This is a genomic window from Pseudoalteromonas sp. BSi20311, from assembly GCF_000239875.1.
In the GTDB taxonomy this organism is placed as follows: domain Bacteria; phylum Pseudomonadota; class Gammaproteobacteria; order Enterobacterales; family Alteromonadaceae; genus Pseudoalteromonas.
Map to the genome: position 1 here is coordinate 1 of NZ_BADU01000130.1, position 20,746 is coordinate 20,746.

The 20,746-nt window shown below is 40.0% G+C and carries 15 protein-coding genes and 1 pseudogene; 11 read left to right on the forward strand and 5 right to left on the reverse strand.

Annotated features, from left to right (window positions below):
- Window positions 1–298: 298 nt before the first annotated feature.
- The gene (locus P20311_RS13345; RefSeq protein WP_008113715.1) at window positions 299–1,945 is read left to right on the forward strand and encodes an EAL domain-containing protein; all 1,647 of its coding nucleotides are present in this window, start codon (window positions 299–301) and stop codon (window positions 1,943–1,945) included.
- 29 nt (window positions 1,946–1,974) lie between these two features.
- On the opposite strand, the gene P20311_RS13350 is transcribed toward P20311_RS13345, so the two are convergent.
- Window positions 1,975–2,883 (reverse strand): 1-aminocyclopropane-1-carboxylate deaminase/D-cysteine desulfhydrase, encoded by a 909-nt coding sequence (locus P20311_RS13350; RefSeq protein WP_008113717.1) that lies wholly within the window; start codon window positions 2,881–2,883, stop codon window positions 1,975–1,977.
- A gap of 335 nt (window positions 2,884–3,218) precedes the next feature.
- Here P20311_RS13350 and P20311_RS18540 point away from each other — a divergent pair.
- From P20311_RS18540 to tldD, 9 genes and pseudogenes are all read left to right on the forward strand, one after another.
- Window positions 3,219–5,181, forward strand: a pseudogene (locus tag P20311_RS18540) (SUMF1/EgtB/PvdO family nonheme iron enzyme).
- Between the two features lie 134 nt (window positions 5,182–5,315).
- Window positions 5,316–6,359 (forward strand): rod shape-determining protein, encoded by a 1,044-nt coding sequence (locus P20311_RS13370; protein WP_008113726.1) that lies wholly within the window; start codon window positions 5,316–5,318, stop codon window positions 6,357–6,359.
- On the forward strand, window positions 6,359–7,201 hold the full coding sequence (gene mreC, locus P20311_RS13375) for a rod shape-determining protein MreC (RefSeq protein ID WP_175611398.1): 843 nt from the start codon (window positions 6,359–6,361) through the stop codon (window positions 7,199–7,201). Before P20311_RS13370 ends, mreC begins: the two co-directional genes overlap by 1 nt.
- Window positions 7,194–7,673, forward strand: a complete 480-nt coding sequence (gene mreD / locus P20311_RS13380; RefSeq protein ID WP_008113730.1) for a rod shape-determining protein MreD — start codon at window positions 7,194–7,196, stop codon at window positions 7,671–7,673. Before mreC ends, mreD begins: the two co-directional genes overlap by 8 nt.
- Window positions 7,673–8,242 (forward strand): nucleoside triphosphate pyrophosphatase, encoded by a 570-nt coding sequence (locus tag P20311_RS13385; RefSeq protein ID WP_008113732.1) that lies wholly within the window; start codon window positions 7,673–7,675, stop codon window positions 8,240–8,242. The genes mreD and P20311_RS13385 overlap by 1 nt, the downstream gene beginning before the upstream one ends.
- A gap of 1 nt (window position 8,243) precedes the next feature.
- Window positions 8,244–9,716, forward strand: a complete 1,473-nt coding sequence (rng, locus tag P20311_RS13390) for a ribonuclease G (RefSeq protein ID WP_008113735.1) — start codon at window positions 8,244–8,246, stop codon at window positions 9,714–9,716.
- Window positions 9,716–13,564 carry a YhdP family protein gene (locus tag P20311_RS13395; RefSeq protein WP_008113737.1) on the forward strand — a complete coding sequence of 1,283 codons (3,849 nt, stop codon included), beginning with the start codon at window positions 9,716–9,718 and terminating at the stop codon, window positions 13,562–13,564. The genes rng and P20311_RS13395 overlap by 1 nt, the downstream gene beginning before the upstream one ends.
- Window positions 13,561–14,400 (forward strand): carbon-nitrogen hydrolase family protein, encoded by an 840-nt coding sequence (locus tag P20311_RS13400; protein ID WP_008113739.1) that lies wholly within the window; start codon window positions 13,561–13,563, stop codon window positions 14,398–14,400. Before P20311_RS13395 ends, P20311_RS13400 begins: the two co-directional genes overlap by 4 nt.
- Window positions 14,397–15,836 carry a metalloprotease TldD gene (gene tldD / locus P20311_RS13405; protein WP_008113741.1) on the forward strand — a complete coding sequence of 480 codons (1,440 nt, stop codon included), beginning with the start codon at window positions 14,397–14,399 and terminating at the stop codon, window positions 15,834–15,836. The genes P20311_RS13400 and tldD overlap by 4 nt, the downstream gene beginning before the upstream one ends.
- A 57-nt stretch (window positions 15,837–15,893) precedes the next feature.
- Here tldD and P20311_RS13410 read toward each other — a convergent pair whose 3' ends face one another.
- From P20311_RS13410 to P20311_RS13425, 4 genes are read right to left on the reverse strand one after another with little or no spacing between them, the layout of a single operon-like run.
- Window positions 15,894–16,394 (reverse strand): DUF3299 domain-containing protein, encoded by a 501-nt coding sequence (locus tag P20311_RS13410; protein ID WP_008113743.1) that lies wholly within the window; start codon window positions 16,392–16,394, stop codon window positions 15,894–15,896.
- Between the two features lie 14 nt (window positions 16,395–16,408).
- Entirely contained in the window at window positions 16,409–17,656 is a 1,248-nt protein-coding gene (locus P20311_RS13415; protein WP_008113744.1) for an ABC transporter permease, read from the reverse strand.
- Window positions 17,653–18,339: an ABC transporter ATP-binding protein gene (locus tag P20311_RS13420; RefSeq protein WP_008113746.1), complete on the reverse strand. Its 687-nt coding sequence runs from the start codon at window positions 18,337–18,339 to the stop codon at window positions 17,653–17,655. The genes P20311_RS13415 and P20311_RS13420 overlap by 4 nt, the downstream gene beginning before the upstream one ends.
- A gap of 6 nt (window positions 18,340–18,345) precedes the next feature.
- Complete coding sequence (locus tag P20311_RS13425) at window positions 18,346–19,380, reverse strand: CDP-glycerol--glycerophosphate glycerophosphotransferase (protein WP_036985199.1); 1,035 nt, start codon at window positions 19,378–19,380, stop codon at window positions 18,346–18,348.
- Window positions 19,381–19,597: 217 nt separating this feature from the next.
- On the opposite strand from P20311_RS13425, the gene P20311_RS13430 reads away from it, so the two are divergent.
- Complete coding sequence (locus tag P20311_RS13430) at window positions 19,598–20,701, forward strand: phosphoribosylaminoimidazolesuccinocarboxamide synthase (protein WP_008113749.1); 1,104 nt, start codon at window positions 19,598–19,600, stop codon at window positions 20,699–20,701.
- Window positions 20,702–20,746: the final 45 nt, after the last annotated feature.

Genomic DNA, 20,746 nt, shown 5'->3' on the forward strand with positions numbered 1-20,746 from the left:
ACCGTATTCCATTTCTACCCAATAGTTTTTAAATCTGAATAAACACTTCCTAAAGTAAACATATGAATGTGTAAAAAGCATTGTGATATTGGTGTTTTTATTTTTTAAGCCAAGCCCTTCTTTGTTCAAACTAATATATAAATAATGACTGCTGTTTAGTTAACTAATTGAAGGCTAAATATAATGTTTATAACATTAAGTACTAACTTTTAAACCTTCGCTAAACTTTTATTATTGGCTTGTACAATTGCAAATAGTAGACAACACTTTAATAACTTATTTGATGTGCCGGTGGGTTATGAAAGCCAGTAAATTTCACTTTACCAATTATTCAAATGCTTTGTTTTTTGCTCTGTGTATCGCCTTGCTAGTGATTATTAATAGCGGTTTAAGTTTGGTTTTACAGCATCAAAACGAGCAAGTTGGTTTAAAGCTAGCAAAGCAATTGCAACAGCCATTGGCCAATGAAAAACAACTTATTGCAAATACGCCTTTTACGCTCGCCCCTAATAAAAACTCTATTTATATAGAAAAACAAAAACATTATTTTAGCGCTAACTCAAAAGGAATTTTGCTCTACTCATGGCCAGTTTGGTATAGCTATAGCTATTTGTTTTTAATAATAAACGCGGTTCTTTTGCTCGCTATGCTTTGCATTCGACGTTTTAAAAAGCCTAAAACAATAAAAAACAGCACAATAACCTCTAAACGTCAGCAGTACTTTAATAATAAGAAAGTACGTTATGCACCCAAAGTGAGTTCTTTACAGCTCGCTCCAATAGCGACAACTAATGTGCAGGAAACAATTAAATATAATGTATTTGCACTTATTCAGTGTGAATGTCATTTTGATGCAAACACTGACTTACAAGCGACTCTTAAAGTCTTATTGGCAAAAGACTTTATTAATACGACTGAAATATCGGTTAAGTTATTAACTGCAGGCAATTTCGCTTTTACTCTCACAGGGATTGATGCAATTGATAAACTCAATTGCGCTAAATATTTACATCAATGCATTGTAAGTGCCGCTCATGTATTGGCGCCAAGAACTGCACAGAGGCATGTAAAAGTAGGTTTATGTACTTATTATTCCGAGGCTGATCAGGTTATGGTGTATCAGTTGGCAAAGTCGGCACTTACTCTTTCGCAGCAAAATCGAGTTAAGCATTATCACCAATTAGCGTTAAATTATGGTCATGTCCAAAAGCTCGATAGACACTCAATACCACAACGAATTAAAAAGCAAAAATTGGCTATTTTATTTCAACCAGTATACGAGCTCGATAGCGGCGCTATTATTAAGCATTACGTATCAATTAAAAGTAATGACAGGGGAAATAAACAATTACTTAATCAAGAAAGTATCAGTCAATTTTATAACGAAGGTGAGGCGCTATTGCACGATCAAGCGGTAGTTATGCAAGTAAAAAAACTATTGCTTATAGATAACTCATCGTCAGTTATCAGTATTAAGTTACATCCTAAAAACTGGTTTAATAACGAGTTTTGGAGCTGGTTAACTGCTTATATCAATGACTTAAAAAACCAACATACACTGCAATTTTCTATAAATGAATCAGAATTCTTAAATAATCAATTACGGTTGCAAGGCGCTTTTGCAGCAATAGCGGCACTAAACTGCAATATTGTAATTGATGATGTGAGAAGCAGTAAAAATATTTTTAAGTTTACGCTTAATAAACAAATATCAGGGCTTAACTTAGCTTTTGAACTTGTCCATGGGATAGAGCGCAGTAATTCACAACAAAAATACGTTAGGGGAATTGTGCATATAAGTAGATTATTGAGCTTGTCAGTATTTGCACTTGATGTAGAGACGCCTCAGGAGCTACAACTTTTAAAAGTAATAGGCATTAGCGGCGCGCAAGGAGGATATTTTTCTAAATTACTACCCAATTATACTCAAGTCGCATTTCACTAATGCTAAGCAATTAACAAGTTAAATATACTCTACACTAATTTGCGATATTTTAGCCCTTCTAAACCTTGCAACCCACCAGTATGTATTGCAATAATTTTGCTGTTAGGGGCAAAGTAATCATTATTGATGAGCTGCCAAAGTGCGTACATCATTTTACCGCTGTAAATAGGCTCCAAGGGTAATTGATGTTGATTCTGCATGTGTTGGCAAAACTGCCATAACTCAGCTGTAAAACGAGCATATCCACCACCGTGAAATTGCGTAAGTAGTTGCCAGTTATTTTGTGATTTTGCTTTAGGGCTAAGAGCGCGTATTTCGTCCCGCAGGTAGTCGGCTTGCTTTAAAACAGCAATCCCTAGTAGGTTGATTTTATTTGAGCTGCCCTCTACCAATCCAGCCAAGGTGCCGCCACTGCCAGTTGGACAGATTAAGTAGTCGTGCTCAGGTAAAGTCTGGGCAAGCTCTTTACATCCCTCTATAGCAAACTCGTTAGTGCCTCCTTCAGGTAGAATGTATGCGTTTGGAAAGCGTGCCTGTAATGCGGCTAAATAGGCTTCATCATGTCGTTGTTTGTACTCTATACGATTGACTGCATGTAACTGCATACCACATTGCTGTGCAAATTTTAGAGTAGGATTATTTAGATCAAGCTGTGGGCCGCGCACAATTGCGTGGGTTGTTAAGTTAAACTCTTTACCAGCAGCGGCGCACGCATGAATGTGATTTGAAAAAGCACCACCAAATGTAAGTAATTCAGATTTACCCAGTTGTTGCATACGAACTAAATTGTATTTGAGCTTTCGCCATTTATTACCGCTGATAAGTGGATGCAATAAATCATCGCGCTTAATAGTTAAAGTTATTTTCTTGTCTGTTAGTAATTCACTGGTAATTGTTTGTAAATAGCTATGTTCATTAATACTGAATGGTATTGGCATTATCACTCTTTTTCATTAGTTACATGATGAATGTGCTGTGTAATAGCGTTATTTTGACTCAGTTTTTATTACTTAAGCAAACTAAAAAATATGAATACGCGGCTAAATTGGCATCTTAATAGCGTAAAATGCAGATAAATCTCGGTGTTGTTAAATAAATTAGCTATTTAGTACAAATGAAACGGTTATTTACTGGCATGAAACGGGATAATAGTTGTAAACTGAGATAATAAATGAACAAAGCTTGTGTTTTGTGCTTCAAGTACATAGCATAAGGTTTTATTATAAAAAATAATAATAACCAAATAATTGCCGCTTTTTTGGGTCTGGAATATATGCGAATTGCTCCTTTATCTCTGTTAATTTCTGCTAGCTTTTTTGCAAGCACAGTATTTGCACAAGATACAACTACTGTAAACAGAATTGAATCAGAGATTAATACGAAACAAACAGAATACACTCGTTCAACGACGATGCTCGGCAAATATTTAAAAGAAGAGAATCAACTTCAAACACAACTTGAATTGCTGATAACGCGTTCCACACAGCTTGATAAAGAAAAAAACCAAGCGTTGGATGCGATGAATGATATGTATCGACGTTTAATTGATAATCCGTCGCTAGACATTACCTCTGCACAGTCGCGTTATCAAAAAGCCGTTGTTGATCAAGAACAAAATAAAAATGATATTTCTATGCAATTAGCGGCAATTGCATCCCATCTAAAAGATATTGAGCAAATTCGCGCTGATAAACATGCACTTCAAAACACCATTGAAAGCTTAAAAGTGCAATATACCACGGCGCGTGTAGAGCGATTACGCAATGAGTTTACCCGAGAGGGTACGTTTGAAGTTGACCATACCATTAACTGTAAGCGCACTGAAACACTGGCGGCATGTGAGCAGAGCGGTCAGCAAATAGAGCTGAAAAAGGCAACTAAACGTTTTTTAGATCAAATATTTGAAAATCTTACAGAAAAACGTCTTGTTGAACCTAAGCGAGACATGGCAGGGGCACAAGTACAAACTTTAAGTAGTCACGTGATTAAGAGCGCATTTAGCGGGCAAGGTGATTACAACGTCAATTTAAGCGTTACTATGCGCGGAGATGTAAACAGCAGTCGTTTATGTCACTTACTTAGTGTGAATAATAGTTTTTGTTTAGAGTATGGTACCCCGCTGGCAAATACTTATCAGCCAGCTTATAGCACTACTTTCTCTGATAGTCAGTTAACATTCAGCTATAATGGGGATAATAGAGCCGCTACCGTTGTCGCTAAAACAGTTAATAAAAAGCCTAAAGTGGTCGCTGAGAACAAGAAAGATCAATTAGTTTAGTTAACCTTACGCTCTAATGTACACGGCGATGAAGTATTTATTAATGATATTCGAGTAGGTTCTACTCGTTTGGTGACGAACTTACCACGTGGTTTGCATAAATTAGAAATACGCAAAGAAGGTTACATCCCTTATAAAGCGCGAATTGACTTAAAGAAAACGCGAACGCTTTTTGCTCAGTTGGAAAAAAAGTCAGAGTCGATTGCCCAAAAGGAATGGAAGTTGATACACGCCCACCTATGGTGGACCCATCAGCAGTGATGATCCCCTTTGGTAAATTTAAAATGGGTGATATAAACGGCAATGGGCTTGAAAATGAACGCCCCGTGGTTGAAAAAACGATTAGTGAATCTTTTGCTATGCAGAGCAAAGAAGTGACTGTTGGCGCATTTGAAGCGTTTGTAAACGAAACGCAATATAAAACCGAAGCTGAAAAAGGCAAAGGTTGCGCATATTACCTCAACGGCGGACCTGTTTGGGAAGCAAGCTTAAATTGGCGTGCTCCAGGATTTGAGCAAACCAATGAGTTTCCTGCTGTGTGTTTGACAAAAATGATGCTATTGCTTACGCTGAATGGTTTTCTGATAAAACAGCGCAAACGTATCGTTTACCCACTGAGGTTGAGTGGGAATATGCGGCGCGTTCAGGCACTGAGACAGAGTACCCATGGGGTAACGAAACTGGTAAAAACCTAGCTAACTGTGGTTGGTGTGGTAGCGAGTGGTCGAATAAACGCACGGCTCCGGTAGGGTCTTTCTCTGCAAATGCATTTGGCTTATACGATACTGTAGGCAATGTATGGGAATGGGCTAGCAGCACAGGGAATAAAAAAGATGCCGTTGTTCGCGGAGGTGCATGGAATTTTGCCTCTAGCCTTGCTCGTGCATCAACGCGTTTAATTTTAGCGCCAGATTTTAGAGCTAATTATATTGGCTTTCGCTTAATGAGCGAACGATAATATTTAATGTGGAAGCGGTGCTTCCTCTTTTTAATGATTACAAAGACGGTTGCGCTTTACATTGCTCATTGTGTTGAGAATGTTAAAGTAAGCGCAACTACAATAAGAACGAATTTCAAAGGTCATCCAGCCTCATGTTTAAAAAACTCCGTGGTATTTTTTCAAACGATCTATCGATCGATTTAGGTACAGCTAACACACTAATTTATGTAAAAGAAGAAGGTATTGTATTAAACGAACCTTCAGTTGTTGCTATTCGTCAAGAGCGTGCTGGTGGACCTAAAAGTGTTGCATCTGTAGGTACAGAAGCTAAGCAAATGTTGGGCCGTACGCCTGGTAATATTAAAGCTATACGTCCAATGAAAGACGGTGTGATTGCTGATTTTTATGTTACTGAAAAAATGTTACAGCACTTCATCAAACAAGTGCACAATAATAATTTTATGCGCCCAAGCCCACGCGTGCTTATTTGTGTTCCTTGTGGAGCTACTCAAGTTGAAAAGCGTGCAATTCGTGAATCAGCGATGGGTGCAGGTGCTCGCGAAGTCTACTTAATCGAAGAGCCAATGGCAGCTGCAATTGGTGCCGGTTTACCGGTGTCTGAAGCAACGGGTTCTATGGTGGTTGATATTGGTGGCGGTACAACAGAAGTCGCTATTATTTCACTTAATGGTGTTGTGTATTCATCTTCAGTACGCATTGGTGGTGATAAGTTCGATGAAGCCATTATTAATTATGTGCGTCGTAACTTTGGTAGCTTAATTGGTGAAGCCACGGCTGAGAATATTAAACACCAAATTGGCTCTGCATTCAAAACAGATGATCCTGTGGAAATAGAAGTACGTGGTCGCAACCTTGCAGAAGGTGTTCCTCGTTCTTTCACTCTTAACTCTCATGAAATTTTAGAAGCATTACAAGAGCCGCTAATGGGGATTGTAAGCGCTGTTATGGTTGCACTTGAGCAATCACCACCTGAGCTGGCATCTGATATTTCAGCGCATGGCATGGTATTAACTGGCGGTGGCGCATTACTAAAAGATTTAGATCGTCTACTCATGGAAGAAACAGGTATTCCAGTGGTTGTTGCTGATGATCCACTTACCTGTGTTGCTCGTGGCGGCGGTAAAGCGCTTGAGATGATTGATGTGCACGGTGGTGACGTTTTTAGTTACGACTAATGAAATCAATGTTTGAAAAAACGGTATCTCTGCAACTGCGACTTTTTGTCGCAGTGCTTTTGAGTATCGTATTGATCCTCGGAGACAAGTTCACGCAAGGTGGTGAGAATATTCGCACCAGTTTGAATACCTTAGTTAGCCCGCTCATTTATGTTGCCAACCTGCCTTACGAAGTATTTAGTTTTAGCGCTAAGAGCTTACATACCCGCGAGCAGTTGCTTACCGAGAATGAAGCCCTGAAAAAAAAGCAAGTATTGCAGAGCGAACAAATACAACAATATGAATTCTTAGCAAAAGAAAATCAAAAACTACGAGCATTAATGGGCTCGTCTTCAAAACATTCAAATCGTAAAATTATTGCTCAAGTGCTTTCTGTTCACTCAAATCCTTATAGCCACCAAGTGGTGATAAATCGCGGTACCACCGATGGTTTAAGTGAAAGCCAAGCGGTGATTGATGATATGGGCTTAGTGGGGCAGTTGACTAAAGTGGGCTCAACCACCTCTCGGGTGTTATTAATTACCGATACCACCCATGCTACGCCTGTGCGTATTTTACGTAATGATGTGCGAACAGTGGTTGAAGGTATAGGTAAAATTAACGTATTGAAGCTGTCACATGTGCCGCACAGTTTAGATGTACGTATTGGCGATGTATTGGTTACATCTGGCCTTGGTGGCACGTTTCCTGAAGGCTATCCGGTAGCGGTGATCACCGAAATTACCCGTGATGAAGGCCAACCTTTTGCGCAAGTATTTGCTGAGCCGATAGCTCAATTAGACCGAATTCGATTATTAGTGGTGTTATGGCTAAATCAGCAGGAGTTGATGGGAGATGATTAACCGTCAAATGCTATTAATTGCATTGAGTATTTTCTTTGCATTGGTAATGGCATTGATGCCGCTACCCTTTTCACTTGAACCATTTCGCCCTGATTGGGTGCTGTTGGTGCTTATGTACTGGTCTTTGGCTTTACCACATCGTTTAAACATAGGTACGGCTTGGGTTGTTGGATTACTAATTGATTTAGCGACTGGCTCTTCTTTAGGTGTAAACTCATTAACCTACTCGGTGTGTATTTTTGTTACGGCAAGTAACTTTCAAAAAATTCGCAATTTTTCATTGTGGCAACAAAGCCTTTTAATTGGCTTATTCTTAACGCTTTACCATTTGATGCAGTTTTGGTTAAATCATTTTTTGCTTGGCGTTTATTTTAGCCCACATTACTTATGGCCTGTATTAACAGGCATGTTGAGTTGGATATGGGTATTTTTATTACTTAGAAAATACCGTAGACACTTTAGGATCAGATAATGACTTGCGCAGTATATTTAGCCTCCGCGTCTCCCCGTCGTAAAGAGCTTTTAACCCAGTTGGGTATCGAGTTTTCACAATTTAGTGTTGATGCCGATGAAAGCCAGCTTGCTAACGAACTCCCATATGATTATGTCGAACGTTTAGCGCGTTTAAAGGCACAAATGGGCGTAGAACAAGGATATACCGATCGGCCTGTTCTAGGTAGTGATACCGTGGTAGTGATGGATAATCAATCATTATGCAAGCCACGAGATAAACAAGATTTTACTCACACCTTAAAGCGTTTATCAGGGAATACTCATCAAGTGTTAACTGCTATCGCTTTTGCGACACCAAAAAAAGTAATGAGTTGTGTTGTCAGTACTGATGTTACTTTTAAAATACTCAGTGATGAAGAAATAGACGCTTACTGGCAAACGGGCGAGCCTCAAGATAAAGCCGGTGGTTATGGTATCCAAGGGTTGGGCGGGCGCTTTGTAACGCATATTTCGGGTAGCTATTTTGCCGTTGTAGGCTTACCTTTATATGAGACAGAACAATTATTACATACATTCTTAAGAGGGTAGCATGAGTACAGAACTACTGATCAATGTCACGCCAAGTGAAAGTCGCGTTGCCCTAATCGAAAACGGTGTATTACAAGAAATTCAGCTAGAGCGTATTGGTAATTTAGGCATAGTGGGCAATATTTACTTAGGTAAAATAAGCCGTGTTCTACCGGGAATGCAAGCCGCTTTTGTTGATATAGGCTTAGAAAAAGCGGCTTTTTTACACGCTTCAGATATCGTCAATAGTGCCTCTATTGTGGAAGGTGTTGATGATGAGCCAATTAAAAAAGTCCAAGATATTCGTGAGCTTGTTCGCCAGGGTCAGTACATTATGGTGCAAGTGGTTAAAGACCCACTGGGCAGTAAAGGTGCACGCTTAACTACTGATATTACTATACCGTCACGCTATTTAGTATTTATGCCAGATGCGACACATGTGGGTGTGAGTCAACGTATCGAAACGGAAGAAGAACGCGCTAGGCTGAAAAAAATTGTTGCTGAATATGGCGATGAAAACGGTAGCTTTATTGTTAGAACTGCCGCAGAAGGCGCAAGTGAAGTAGAGCTACGTCATGATGCTGCGTTTTTAAAAAAACTGTGGGATAAAATAGTTTCTAAGCGCCGTAAAACCAGCAAAGCCAGTATTTTGCATGAAGATCTTACGTTGGCTTTTAGAACGTTACGTGACTACGTGGGCGAAGATATGGAGCGCATTCGTGTTGACTCTAAGCTTACCTACCAAGAACTTAAGCTGTTTACTGAAGAGTTTGTGCCGTTATTATCGCAAGTGCTTGAGTATTATCCGGGTGAGCGCCCCATTTTCGACTTATTTGATGTAGAAAGTGAAATTCAAAAGGCATTGCATCGTAAGGTGACTTTAAAGTCGGGTGGTTACCTGATCATAGATCAAACAGAAGCTATGACCACCGTTGATGTTAATACCGGTGCATTTGTTGGTCACCGTAACCTTGAAGAAACTATTTTTAATACCAATGTTGAAGCAACCTCAGCTATTGCCCGTCAACTAAGGCTGCGTAATTTAGGCGGTATTATTATTATCGACTTTATTGATATGGTCAGCGATGAGCACAAGCGCCGGGTAATGCACTCATTAGAATCTGCGCTTTCTAAAGATCGAGCTAAAGCCAATATTAATGGTTTGTCAGCATTAGGGCTGGTTGAAATGACCCGCAAGCGAACTCGCGAAAGTTTAGAGCACATACTGTGTGATGTATGTCCTGCGTGTTCAGGGCGTGGCTCTCAAAAAACGGTTGAGACCGTATGCTATGAAATCCTTCGCGAGATAGTACGTGTTAACCGCGCTTACGATGCGGATAAGTTTGTAGTTTATGCATCTCCTGCAGTATGTGAAGCGCTATTAAATGATGAGTATCATAACCTTGCAGAGCTAGAGTTATTTATTGGTAAGCAAGTTAATATCCAAACAGAAAGCTTATACAGCCAAGAGCAGTTTGATGTGGTAATGATGTAATGAAATTTAAAGCGGCCTGTTTTTATTGTGTGCGAAAATTATGGCAAATAAGTGCTGTAATTTTAGTACTACTGGCCGTGATTGTTTCTATTTTAAAATACACCTTACCCTACGCGAACGATTATAAAGGAGATATAGAAAGCTACCTTGATGATAAGTTTGATATTAGTTTATCTATAGGTGCTATATCAGCAAGTTGGCAAGGCAGTGGTCCCGCTTTAGTACTCGAAGAATTATCATTTAAAGACAACCAAACAGCCCCTATCTCTTTAACCATAGCTAAAACCAGTTTAGAGCTAAACCTTTGGGAAAGTTTAAAGTCGCTGCAGTTTAAATCAAATTACTTTGTGATCAATGGCTTTCATACCAAGGTTAATGTCGCTAATTTATTTGCTGGTAATCAAGATGAAGTTTCATTTGAGCAAAAAGAACTAATAGAAGGACTGTTTTTAGGCGAAACCGGTCACTTTGCAATAGAAAACTCCAGCATCAGCTTTGTACTAGAAGATAACAAAGAACGTAAACTGTTATTAGAAAACATTGTATGGCAAAACCAAGATAAACAGCATCTTGGTAGCGGTAGCCTAGCGTTACCGGGTATTTCTGTGGGTAATTTTGATGCACGTATTGCGCTCAAAGGTGAAACTTTAGAGCAAATGGTGGGCGATTTATATGTGCAGGCTAATCAGGTTGATGTGTCAAATTGGTTGGCCCAGTATATAAATACTCAAAAGCAGCAACTGCATAGTGATTTAAACTTACAAGCATGGCTTAGGCTAGAGCAAGGCTTAGTAAGTGACGTAAAAGTACAGTGGTTACCGAGTGCGGTAAATTGGCAACTCAATGATCAAACACAAAAGGTCAGCCTAAGTGAAGGGGGATTTCATTTATACCCTGAGCAAAATAGCTGGCGGTTAAAAAGTACCGGCTTAGCGTTTAGTACCAACGAAATAACGTGGCCTAGCCTCGAATTTGAAGCTTTATTAGGCAAGCAAAATAAAATATGGCTACAGCAACTCGATTTAGCCCTATTAAATGATTTAGCAGAATTAACTAATTTTACTGATTTAACTCCTTTTTTAGCTCGCCAACCCAGTGGCGAAATAAAAAACGCGTATCTAGAGTTTGCCGATGCAAAGCAATGGCAGTTGTGGTTTGAAGCCGATGAAATTAGCTGGCAAGAAAAAAACGCCGTACCCGCCGCTCAATCTTTAAGGATTGATGGATTAGTTAATCAGCAATATGGCCGGATCACTATTTTTGGTGAAAACAGCCACTTAATTACAGGTGCTAGTTTTAGTAATAATATTGACTATAACCAGCTAAACATCGAATTAGATTTAGCTAAGCGTTCAGGCGATTGGCATATTAGCAGTGATAACCTGTGGTTTGATAACAATGAAGTGACCTTAAGCGCGCAGATGCAATTAAGTTTAGGTAAGACGCCTCGCTTAGATTTATATGCCGAAGCATTTGCCCCCGATGCCAGTATTGCCGGTCATTATTTTCCTTTAACATTAATGAGCCCTGAGTTAGTTAGTTATTTAAATGGCGCAATAAAATCAGGTGAAGTAACAAATGCTCAGGTGTTATTTTCTGGTCCATTATCAGGCTTTCCATTTGACAATGGTTCTGGGCAGTTTGATGTTTTAGCGCAAATAGATAATGCTACCTATCAATTCGATCCGGCTTGGCCAGCAGTCACAAATGCCAGTGTAAAGCTGCATTTTGCAAATGAGCGAATGGATATTTATAGCCAGCAAGGCCAACTGGTAAACCTTGACGTTGGCAGTAGTGTACATGTGAGTATTGATGACTTAATGGGCGATGCGCCATTGGTGGTTAGTATTGATAAGCAAGCAGAGCTTGAAAAAATGCACGATTTTTTTGTCGCTACACCTTTAGCAAATCCATTAGCTGATATTTTTAATATTGTACAAGGGCAGGGGCTTGCTAGTGCAAATATTGAATTGTTAATCGGTTCACAGTTTGAAGGTGGGGCCAGTGTCAGTGGTACAGTTAATTTACTCGATTCCCCCCTTTACATTTCTGCGCCTGGTATTTCACTTGAGCACTTAAAGGGTGAACTTAGCTTTAATAATCAACAAATAAACCTTACAAATGCAACGGCTACATGGCTTGGTATGCCACTAACTATTAACTACAATAGTGACGCAAACGCAGAGGATTATCGCGCTGATATAAATATAAATGCTCAGCTTGATGCGCAAACACTTATAAGTCATGGACAAGGTATTTTAGATGGTTATTTAAGTGGGCAAAGTGATGTTGATATTGCTTTGGCGCTTAATTTTACCGAGCAAGGATTTAATTATCGTGCCGAAGTTGAATCGCCACTTATTGGCTTAAATAGCTCCTTGCCAGGAGTATATGCAAAAAGCAGTGAGCAAGCTTGGCCTCTGAGTGCGGTTGTTCAAGGTGATGATATATCTAATTTGATCACCGCAAACGTGGAGCAGTTATTTTATTTTAACGCCATTTTAGATAATGCTAAATCGCAGTTTAATAACGCCCACTTTATAATAGGTAACAAAGACTTAGGGCTTAACGCGCAAGACTTAGCGGTGAGTATTAACTTAGCCCAAATCGAGTTATTACCTTGGATTGATTTAATTGATCAAATTATTAATGTAGCTAAAGTGCAGCCTGAGAATACACCGCCAGGCGTTATGCCACCTTTACATGAAGTGGTTGCGAATATTGACATGTTTAATGTTAGTGGCATGCAGTTTAATGATTTTGATATGCGTTTATCGCCCCTAAATAATAATTTGCAATTAAAGCTTAATGCCAAAGAATTAAGAGCCGAAGTGTTTGTACCTAGCGGGCAATCAAGTCAGCCGATTCGAATTAACAGCGACTATTTAAGGCTTAACTTTTTAGAGGCCGAAACAGAGCAACCAAATGAAAAGTCGACCCCGGAACAACTTGCTTGGCTTGCAAACTTGCCGGCTATTGAATTTGAATGTGCCGATTGTAAGATCAGCCATTATCAGCTTGATAAGGTAAGTGCTTCATTGTTAGGCGATGGTAAAAAGCTACTTATTTCTGAGCTAGTGGTGGATAAAGGCGATCATATATTGCGCACTAAAGGGCAATGGCAAAATGGTTTAACGGCAATGAGCGGCGAACTTAAAAGTGATGATATTGGCGCCTTATTTAATGAATTTGATATCACCACTACTATTAAAGACTCAAACGCGAATCTAAATTATCAACTAAATTGGCAAGCGGCACCTTATAACTTAGACATTGCTAGTTTAGACGGTGAAATTAGTTGGGATTTAGGCGAAGGCCATTTAACTGAAGTCAGTGATGGAGGCGCACGGGTATTTTCATTACTGAGCCTTGATTCATTAGTGCGTAAGCTAAAACTTGATTTTAGAGATGTATTTTCTAAAGGTTTTTTCTATAACAGCATGAAAGGTACGATGCAGATAGATAAGGGCATTGCCTATACCCAAGATACTAAAATGGATGGGGTGCCTGCCGATCTCTCGATTAAAGGGTATGCAAATTTAAATACTCTCGAAATTGACTACGACTTAGCAGTAGCACCGCAAGTAACGTCGAGTATTCCAGTAATTGTGGCTTGGATGGTTAACCCAGTAACGGGGCTTGCAGCTTTAGCAATTGATAAAGTAATTCATTCTGCGCGAGTGATCTCAGAGATCAACTTTAAAGTGACGGGCAAAATGAACGATCCTCAGGTACAAGAATTAGATCGTAAGAGCCGAGAGGTGACTTTACCGCAAGCAGCACAAAATCAGCCGCAAGCATCTTCAGAGTTAAAGCTTAAAGATGCTGAGGTGAGCGCAGCGCAATGAGTAAATCACTTATAAGTACAACACCTGCGATTATTGCATTGCAAATGTGCTCAGGCTTAAACCCTGATGATAACATTGCCACCTTAAAGCAAGCCTTAGCTGCTCTGCCAAACACGCGACCTTTGTTAGTATGTTTACCAGAAGCGTTTTTAGTGTTTAGTAAACACGCTGGTGATACGTTGTTAGTGTCTCAGCGTATTGAACAATATAAACAGCAAATCAGTGAATTGTGCCGTAAACATAATATTTGGTTAAATGCTGGCACCATGCCAGTGCCCTATAACCAACATAAGTATTACGCTGCCTCACATTTGTTTAATAACCAAGGCGATATTGTTGCAAGCTATAACAAAATACATTTATTTGATGTTGAGGTAGATGACCAGACCGGCAGCTATCGAGAATCCGATTTTACTCAAGCGGGCGATGAGGTTGTGGTTGTTGATTCTCCCTTTGGTAAAATTGGTTTAACAGTGTGTTATGATTTGCGCTTTGCTGGTTTATTTAATGCTTTAGTTCGCAAAGGCGCCGAAATTATATTAGTACCCAGTGCGTTTACTGTGCCTACAGGTAAAGCGCATTGGCAGCCGCTACTTGCAGCACGTGCCATAGAAACGCAGTGTTATGTTATTGCTGCAGCGCAATATGGAACACATGAAAACGGTAGGCAAACTTATGGTCGCAGCCTGATGTTATCGCCTTGGGGTGAAATATTAAGCGAAAAACCAACAGGGCTTGGTTTTATTAGTTGCACCGTAGATTTAAACCAGTTACACAAAATTAGACGAGATATGCCGCTGCAATCTCACCAACGATTTAGAGAGCCATTATTATGAATTCGGTTGAACAGCATTTATTACACGACAGCCAGCTAAATCGAGAAGAACTCGAAAAAACATTAGCTTATATTCACCAGCACAAAGTTGATTATGCCGACCTTTATTTTCAATCGAGTCATCATGAGTCTTGGGTATTAGAAGACGGCCTTGTTAAAGAAGGGTCTTATAATGTTGAGCGTGGTGTTGGCGTACGGGCTGTTAGTGGTGAAAAAACCGGTTTTTCGTATTCAGACGCAATCAATCTTGAAGCGCTAAACAAAGCAGCCACGGCTGCACGTAGTATTGCCGATGCCGGTGAAGATAAAGCTGTTAAAGTATTCAGCGATGTGGCTGCAAAGCAGCAGTTTGCGCCACATCAACCAATTTCTAGCATGAGCGATACCGATAAGGTTAATTTGTTACGTGAGCTTGAAAACTATATTCGCGAATTAGCCCCAGATGCTGAGCAAGTTATTAGCTCAATGTCTGCGGTATACGAAGAGATATTAATTGCAGCCAGCGATGGCACCTTTGCTACCGATATTCGCCCACTGATCCGTTTAAACTGTTCTGTATTGCTAGAGAATAATGGTCGCCGTGAACGTGGCGGTGCTGGTGGCGGTGCTCGCCTAGATTATGGTTACTTTAAAGAGCTTGTTGACGGTAAGCCGCGTTGGATGGCTTTTGCAGAAGAAGCCGTTCGTCAAGCTAAAGTAAACTTAGAAGCTATTGATGCCCCTGCAGGTACTATGGAAGTGGTATTAGGTAATGGCTGGCCAGGTGTGTTGTTACACGAAGCGGTAGGCCATGGCCTCGAGGGTGACTTTAACCGTAAAGGCGCGTCTGCGTTTAGCGGTAAAGTAGGGCAAAAAGTCGCTTCAGAGCTATGTACTGTGGTTGATGATGGTACTATGGCTGATCGTCGTGGTTCACTTAATGTGGATGACGAAGGCACGCCTGCAGCCTATAACGTACTTATCGAAAACGGTATTTTAAAAGGCTATATGCAAGATAAAATGAACGCGCGTTTGATGGGGGTAAACCCAACAGGTAACGCACGTCGTGAGTCATACGCGCATTTACCAATGCCACGTATGACCAACACTTACATGTTAGGCGGAGAGCACAGCCAAGCTGATATTATCAGCACGGTTAAAAAAGGCGTGTTTGCCCCTAATTTTGGTGGCGGCCAAGTGGATATCACCTCAGGTAAGTTTGTGTTTAGTGCCTCAGAAGCTTACTTAATTGAAAATGGTAAAATTACTCAGCCAATTAAAGGGGCAACATTAATTGGTAATGGTCCTGAGGTTATGCAACAAATTTCTATGGTAGGTAATGATTTAGCGCTTGATAAAGGTGTAGGTGTTTGTGGTAAAGACGGTCAAAGTGTACCAGTAGGCGTAGGCCAGCCAAGTTTGAAAATTGATCAGTTAACGGTAGGTGGTACCGCTTAATTTTATTAAAAAGTCGTTAAAAAAACCGCGTTTCTACGCGGTTTTTTATTTTAAGAATTAAAGCTCAAAGGGAGCAACACCGACAGCTTGCATTTGATAACCCACTTGGGCTATTTCGCCAGACCAAGTTTGCGTTTTAATAATACCCGTTACAACAATCGCATCGTATAAGCTATCGATAGGGACACCGCCTTTAATGGTCACATGAACCAGCTGATTTGGCGGCGGCGGGGGCACATGAATACAGGCACCAAAGTAAGGGACTAATAAAAACTCGGTGATAAGTTCGCTATCGCCTTCAAGAGGTACAACAAAACCAGGTAAGCTAACAGACTGCCCATCAAGTGCTTTAACAACTGGCGCGTCTAAATCAGGTTGCACCCAGTTTTGTTCACTGCCTTCGTGATTAGCTTGTGCTTGAGTATCTATTTGTACATGGCCCTCGGGTATGAGGTCTTCCCAAAAAATTTCCTTGGGTGGATTTGCAATGCTAGCAAAGCTAATTAGCACTGCGCTTAATAGCATTAAAGAGTGTGTAGTTACTTTAAACAACGTCATGATCATCCTAAAGTTTATATTTTTATACTCATACCATCACTGAGAGAATAAAAGTAAGCGCGTGTAGCGGGGATCAAGCCAATAATAAATCCCGCAGCCATAATAACGCCAATCAAAGTGAGTTCATAGTCAGAGAGCATGCTGATATTAATACTCACTCCAGCTTGGCTCTGTAAGTAACCCGCGGTCGTACCCATAAGCGCATAAAATAGAGTGCAACCTACTAAGCAACCTAAAAAGGTGGTAAGCAGTGATTCCATACTGATCAGCGAAAATAATTGCCAAGGGCGGGCACCCACAGAACGCAGTATTGCCAGTTCTCTGCGGCGTTGATTAAGGTTAGCAAGTAATGTGGTTAACATACCGAGCAAGCTAATAATGACCACCACAAATGAAAATAGCAGTAGGATCTTTTCTATTATTGCCAGCATTTCCCAAAGCTCTTTTAAAGTGACTGTGGGCATAATCGCTAATAGAGGCTCTTGTTTATATTGATTTATGTTACGCCTAATTTGTAGCGTATAAAGCGGTGAGTCGAAGCCCATTAAAAAGGCGGTAATTTGTTTTGGGTGCCCAATTAATGCATGGCTCGAGTGATCATGATGATCGTCATGATCATGATGGCCGCCACCATGGATCAGCTCAATTGCCGCCAGTGGCACATGCAAGGTTTTATCCACCGGGGTACCGGTAGGCTTTAAGATACCAACCACTTTAAAAGGGTTATCATCATGATGATGAAAGCTAGTATTGCCCATGCCATGAGAAATCACAATTTCATCACCAATTTTATAGGCCAGTTTACTTGCAACCTCACTACCTATAACAACTTCATTGATGCTAGAAAAAGCCTGTCCTTGTTCAAATGCTAAGGGTTGTTTTTTAGCAAATCGATAGTGCTTAAAATAATCGAGTGTGGTGCCTAAGACAGCTTGACCTTTATGGCTATCTCCAAGGCTGATAGGAATGCTCCACTTAACCCCGCGCTGTTTTGTTATGTATTGATAGCTTTGCCAACTCACCCCATTGTTGGTATGGCCAATTCTAAACACCGAGGAGAGGAGTAATTGAATATCGCCAGTGCGTGCGCCAACAATTAAATCGGTACCCGAAATGGTATTACTAAAACTACTTTTAGCATCTACGCGAACTCGCTCAATACTGAGTAATAACATGACGCTAATCGCAATAGTGAGCAATGTCAGTAATACGCTGGCACGTCTATTGAGCAAACTTTTATAGGCAAGTTTAAATAAAATCATACATCACCTTGTAAACTTACTAAGTCGATTGTGCGGCTAAAGAGTGGCTTTAATGTTTCATCGTGACTGACAAAAACAAGCGTGCTGTTACTTTTTTTTGCTTGTTCAAATAGCAGCTGAATAAAGCTTTCACGATTTTGGGTATCAAGTGCTGAAGTAGGCTCATCGGCAATAATAAGTTCAGGGCTGCCTATAAATGCGCGTGCTGCAGCAACACGCTGTTGTTGCCCAATACTTAAAGTGGCAACATTTTGATTATGAAAGTGCGCCTCTAACCCCAGTGCATTGAGTAATCTGGCTGCTTCACTCTCTAAATTATCGACTTGGCTGAGCACGTGTTGCTGACGTTTTTTCGAAAATTGGCACCCTAAACACACGTTTTCTAATGGGGTTAAATAAGGTAGTAAATTAAAGTTTTGGAAAATATAGCCAATATGGTCCGCTCTAAATACATCGCGCTGTGCGTTGGTGAGCGCACTTAGGTTTTGGTTTAAAACACAAAGTTGGCCGCTAGTGGTTACATTAATGCCTGCCAGTAGCGCTAGTAAGGTAGATTTACCACTGCCGCTTGGACCATGTAAAAAAACATGTTCCCCGGCATTAATCGTAAGCTGCTTAATAGCGAGAGTCGGGATGACTGCGCTTTTTTGCCATTTGAAAGAGACATTCTCAAGGTTGATCATAACGGCTTACCAACTCCAATAGTTAAGTCTTTTGCGCATTTTAAATTGTCTAATAAAATTAAGCGGTTTAGCTTTGAGCTTTTCATCACTATGCAACAGTTCATTGGTTGCGCAAAGTACTCGTTGGCTTGACTTACCATCTGTGTATGGGTGTAACTCTTGGCAAAAAGCTTCAATATTATCTACAAGTTCTTTTGGGTAAGTTAGTGCGTAGTCTATTGCGGCTTCAACGTTATTTTTATCCGTAATATTAAGTAAGTGTTTTTCAGGTGCTTTATTGCAAAACGTTACAACTGGTTTTCGTTGTACCAAAAACATCAGTAATATGGATGAAGTGTCGCACAGCATTACATCAGCAGATTGTAATAAAGGAATAACATTGTCTGTTTCAACAAAGGTTAGATTGTCATTACTTAACGCTTTGTATTTATCAACCCACTCTTGTGCCATTTTAGGATGAAACTGAACTAAGAGTCGCCATTTACCGCTTTCACTAAAGTGTTTTATTTGTTCATAAAGTTTAGGTGCAAGAGATAAGCGTTTTGAGAATGTAGAGCAGATCAATACTGTTGGGCGAGAGTCTGTTTCATTAATGTGGCTAGGCTTTGAGTTACCGTTAAAAAATTGATCTAGGGGAGGCCAACCTGTTTCTACTACCTTAAAATAACCCAATTTTTTTTGTAACGCCGTAAATGGAGCCGTTGTATTTGGGCCTTGTGTACAATATAAATCAAAGCAGCCCCGCACTTTAAAGTGATCGTTTTGGCCTTTTTTATTTAGCTTTCCAGCATCAAAGCCGTGAAAAACAGCCACTTTCTTTCCGGGAAAAAATGTAGGGATAGAGTTCGCTGGTGCAAAGGTTGCGTCAGGCGCCCATTGATTTATTTCATGAATAGAATTTAGTGTTTTTTCATCACTTTTCAAAAAGTCAGGATTAACATTATCACCTTCTAAAAACCATTTAACTTCCCCTCCTTGAGCTAATATTTCTGTTTGCAAAGGCCTTAAAATAGCATAGGAATAATTTTGAGAAATATACATTAAATATTTCTTATTCTTAGTGGCAGTTAAATAGTTCAAGTTAGCTCCTTAGGGCAAGTAATCATGCAAGTTTACCCCAATGCGCCAGCTAGATAAATATACTGAGATGATTTGTTTTTAGCCTAAGATTGAGCTTTGTGGTTGGCTAGATTATTATAGAGCGCCTAACCCCAATTCCATACTTTGCTCTTTGAGCATGCCAAACCCCGGAGATAGCATGACTAGCTATAAAGTTTTAGACGTAAACGATGACTTACCCATTCGTACTAAAGGTAAAGTACACAGTGGCAAAGTGCGTTCAGTTTATTGGTTAACTGATGCAGATAGCAAACGCTTAATAAATGAAAAAGGCTATAACGTTCCTGCCGATACTGAATTAGCCATTATGGTTATTTCAGACAGAATTTCTGCTTTTGATTGCATATGGCAAGGTGAAAATGGCCTAAATGGCGTTCCTGGTAAAGGGATTGCATTAAACTCAGTGGCTGCTCATTGGTTTAACATGTTTAATGAAGCCGGTTTGGCGGGTAATCATATTGTTGATATTCCTCATCCATACGTATGGATTGTTCGTAAAGCCAGTACAGTTAAAGTTGAAGCGATTGCTCGTCAATATATTACCGGTAGTATGTGGCGCGACTACGCCAAAGGCGAAAGACACTTTTGTGGTTTGCAACTTCCCGAAGGCTTAAAAGCGAATCAAAAGCTTGAGCAAGTACTTATAACTCCCTCTACTAAGGGTATTATAGAAGGGGTTGCTGATATTCCTGCCGTTGATGATGTAAACATCACTCGTGAAAATATTACAAACAACTTAGATGTTTTTAATTTTAAATCGGCTGACGATGTCACCAAATACGAAAAATTATTGGTTGAAGGGTTCGAGTTAATCAGTAGTGAGTTAGCTAAGCTAGGGCAAATTTTTGTTGATACCAAATTTGAATTTGGTTATGTAGAAGATTTAAATGGTGCGCAGCAACTTATTTATATTGATGAAGTAGGGACACCCGATTCATCGCGTATTTGGGATGAAGCATCTTATAAAAATGGCAAGATTGTTGAAAACTCAAAGGAAGGTTTCCGTCAGCTGTTAATTAATAACGTACCAGAGAGTGATGTGTTATTAAATAAAGACCGTATGGCTGAACGTGAGCAGTTAGCAAAAGATTATATTTTACCTGAGTCAGTAATGCTTGAAGTGTCTGACACTTATGTGGGCATCGCGAGCAAAATTATTGGTAAAGAGATTATTATACCTAATGATCCGCGCCAAGAAGTGATTGCTATTTTAGATGCTGATTACGGTTTAATCGTTAAATAACGTAGTAAATGAACAACTCCCACTAAACGCTGCTCGTTTTGAAGG